At 70.1% G+C, this 3,690-nt stretch carries 3 protein-coding genes and 1 pseudogene; all 4 read right to left on the bottom strand.

Annotation, left to right across the window (positions count from 1 at the left end; all coding sequences use genetic code 11):
* The coding region (locus AAHB17_RS24275) for an AMP-binding protein (RefSeq protein WP_342133634.1) at window positions 1-1,113 on the bottom strand (1,113 nt) is incomplete at its 3' end.
* Between the two features lie 18 nt (window positions 1,114-1,131).
* Entirely contained in the window at window positions 1,132-2,118 is a 987-nt protein-coding gene (locus AAHB17_RS24280) for a Bug family tripartite tricarboxylate transporter substrate binding protein (protein WP_342133635.1), read from the bottom strand.
* A 168-nt stretch (window positions 2,119-2,286) separates the two neighbouring features.
* Entirely contained in the window at window positions 2,287-3,219 is a 933-nt protein-coding gene (locus AAHB17_RS24285; protein ID WP_342133636.1) for a helix-turn-helix transcriptional regulator, read from the bottom strand.
* Between the two features lie 47 nt (window positions 3,220-3,266).
* Window positions 3,267-3,464: pseudogene (locus AAHB17_RS24290) on the bottom strand (ATP-binding protein); the annotation flags it as partial.
* Between the last annotated feature and the right edge of the window lie 226 nt (window positions 3,465-3,690).

Genomic DNA, 3,690 nt, shown 5'->3' on the forward strand with positions numbered 1-3,690 from the left:
GATGGCCGCACCCGCGCCGAAGAACTGCACCCGCGTGCGGCTGGCCAGCTTCCACAGGTATCCCCAGTCGGGCTCGGCGCCCGCGCCGGTGACGCTGCCGTCGTACAGCACCACGGTCGCGCCGCCCAGCAGGCTCATGATGTGGGCGTTCCAAACCATCCACGAGGTGTTCACGGCCCACAGGATGCGGTCGCCCAGGTGCAGGTCGTTGTGCAGCACCATGTTGACCATGCCGTTGGCCAGCACGCCGCCATGGCCGTGCACGATGGGCTTGGGCAGGCCCGTGGTGCCGGAGGAATAGAGAATCCACAATGGATGGTCTACAGGCAGCGATACCACCTGCAGCGCCGCGTCACCCGACGACGCGCTGTCAAAGGTTTGCCAGCTGCGCGTCGTCACCTGGGTGGGCGGCGCGGCCTGCGCATCCAGGTGCGGGATCCACACCACGCCCTGCACGCTGGGCAGGCCGATGAGGATTTCGTCCAGCGCGGCACGCCGATCGAACGGCTTGCCGGCAAACCTATAGCCGTCCACCGCAATGAGCACCTTGGGTTCAATCTGGCGCAGGCGGTCGCCCACGCTGACCGGCCCCATGTCGGGCGCGCACAGCGACCACACGGCGCCCAGGCTGGCGGCGGCCAGGAAGGCGACCACGGTCTGCGGGATATTTGGCAGGTAGCCGGCCACGCGGTCGCCGGGCTGCACGCCCAGCGCGCACAGCGTGGCCGCCACGGCCGCGACCTGGCGCCGCAGTTCGGCCCAGCCGATCTCGCCGCTGCCGCCGGCCTCGCTCTCGTAGAGGATGGCCGGTGTCGCCAGCGACTGGTGCCGCAGTACCTGGTCCACGAAATTCACGCGCGCGCCAGCAAACCACGAGGCCCCGGGCATGGGCGCCTCGCCCAGCATGCGCTGCGGCGGCAGCGCGAACGGCAGATCGAAGAACGCCAGCACCGCGCTCCAGAAGCCTTCGGCGTCATCCACCGACCATTGCCACAGCGCCTCGTAGCCGGCAAAGCGCAGGCCGCGTTCACGCGCCAGCCAGGCTTCGAAGGCGGTGACCAGCGCGTCGGCCCGGCGCTGAGGAGAAGGAGTCCAGAGGGGGGTGTCGCTCATGAGCAGTCTCGGCCTGCCTCAGCTCTCGGCGGTGAAGCCGATCTTCTTTACGTTCACGCGCCACATGTCGGTCTCGCGGCGCAGTTGCGCAGCCAGGTCGGCGGGGCCCGTGTAGCGCGCCGTCATGCCGAATTCGGCCAGGCCACGCACGTAGTCGGGCTCGGCCACGGCGACCTTGGCCGCGTCGGCCAGACGCTGCACCGTGGCCGCGGGTGTCTTCGCGGGCAGGAATAGGCCGAACCACTCCGTCATATCCAGGTCAAAGCCCTGTTCGCGGTAGGTGGGCAGGTCGGGCACGAAGCTGCTGCGTTCGGCGCCCGAGACCGCCAGCAGCCGCAGGCGGCCCGACTTCAGGTGCGGCAAGTAGCTTCCCAGCACCGTGGAATAGGCGGCGAGCTGACCGCCCATCAGGTCCTGCAGGCCGGGCGCGTCGCCGCGGTAGGCGACATGGATGAGTTCGATGCCGGCGAGCTTGCCCAGCAGGCTACCCACCAGGTGCGGCGTGGAGCCGGACGCAGGCGAGCCGAAGCTCGCCTTGGTGGGGTTGGCCTTGGCCCAGGCGATGAAGTCCGGAATGTTGCGCACGGTCTCGGGCACCATGGGGCCCACGGCGAAGGCAAAGGGAAACGAACACACCATGGCCGCGGGAATGACGTCTTCCACCGCGTAGGGCAGCTTGCGGTACGTGAAGGGGTACACGCTGAACGGCGCGGGCGGCGACAGCAGCAGGGACGCGCCGTCGGGCGCCGATTCCTTCAGCGCCGAAACGGCGATCTGCGTGCCGGCGCCCGGGCGGTTGTCGACGATCACGTTGGCGGCGTATGCGCCGCGCAGCCGCTCGGCTAGGCGGCGCGCCACGTTGTCGGTGCTGCCGCCGGGCGGGAAACCGACGATCAGGCGGGCCATCTCGGACCGCTGCGCCCACGCGGCCTGCGGCAGCGTGGACAGGACACCGGACGCGCCGAAGGCGCCCAGCAGGGTGTTGAACTGGCGACGGGTAGTCATGATGTCTCCTCGGGCAGGTGGACGATGGCCGGTCTGCGATCCGCAGTCTGCGGCCTCGGGATCGTCCGAGGTCCGACTATGCGCGAACGCCCACGGGCCCGTTGTCGAAATCTTGCGCAGACTGTCGCCGGCTTGCCGTTTTCGGGGAAAACCCCGAGGGACTCTGCCTCAGGCCGCGCGTGCGTAGGTGGACGGCGACACGCCCCAGTGCAGGCGGAAGGCCTGCGCGAAGTGCGCAGCCGAGCGGTGTCCGGTGAGGTGGGCGATCTCGCCCATCGAACGCTCGCCCTGGCGCACCAGTTGCGCCGCCCTTTCCATGCGCTGCAGCCGCAGCCACGCGTGCGGCGCCACGCCGGCCGAAGCCTTGAACGCGCGCGCGAAGTGAAACGGGCTCAGGTCCACGAGCTGCGCCAGCCGGGCGATGGTCCAGCCCGCCGCTAGGTCGGCGCGCACGGCGTCCTCCACGCGCCGCAACTGGCGGTGCGACAGGCCGCCCGGCCCGCGCAACGCTGCTTGCGGCGCGGCGTAGTGCGCCAGCAGGTGCAGTGCGATCGCCTCGGCGATGCGCTCGCCGAAGGCGCGATTGAGCGAGGTATCAGTGTCCAGCGAAGCCAGCAGGAGCTGCGCGAAGCCGGCCAGCACCGGATCGTTGCGGCCGAAGCAACTGCTCAGCGCGACATCGGCCTGCGCGCTGCGCTGCAGCCAGGCCGGCGCCAGGTCGATGTGCAGGTTATCGCGAGGCCTGTCGCTGCGCCAGAAGCTGGGCACCCCGGCGGGCACCACCAGCGCCTGGCCCGGCTGCCACTGCGTGGCCTGCACCGCCACGCCCTGCCGCTGCACGAGCTGGGTGGGGATGGCGCGCCGCACGAGCACGGTGTGGCTGGCCATCGGCGGCACGTACAGATCGCCCTCGGGTCCCACCTGATGCCACAACGCGAGGCCGGGCCAGGGGCGTCCCTCGCTGGAGCGCCGCACCGACGCGGGCAGGGCTGACCAGGTCGCGTCACCCGGCGTTTCGCGCTCCAGCGCGCGCCAGCGCGCGAGGTCGAAGTCGCTGGGCAGGCGATGCGGGGTGGAGGGCAACGGGGCTCCGGGGTTCATCGTGGGGGCTTTGTTCCGGGGGAAGGCTGATGATGCCATGGCGGACCTCAGGCCCTGAGCAGCCGCAGGGTCAACAGGAGACCGCCGCCCTCGCCCACGGCCGCCTCTATGGTTCCGCCATGGACCGCCAGGGCGCGGCGGGCGATGGCCAGGCCCAGTCCGACACCGTGCACGGAGGCCGAGCCTTCAAGCCCCGTGAACGGCTCGAACATGAGCGCACGCGATTCCTCGGGCACACCCGGTCCGCGGTCGGCGACGGCCTATCGAATGACCGGTCTTGAAGGTGCAGCGGCCATACACCCTGCCGTCCGTCGACTGGCCGGTGTGGACCTCAACAGCAATTCAGTCCGCCAATCGCGAGTGACTCAGATCAGCCTGAAGGCTGTCATCCCACTACCGCTGAAGTAGCGCCAGCCAGGTCCCGAGCGTTGTCTCCACCAGCCGTGACACGGCATTTCCCTTGGTTCTACT

The sequence above is a fragment of the Hydrogenophaga sp. OTU3427 genome (assembly GCF_038440225.1).
GTDB lineage: Bacteria > Pseudomonadota > Gammaproteobacteria > Burkholderiales > Burkholderiaceae_C > Hydrogenophaga.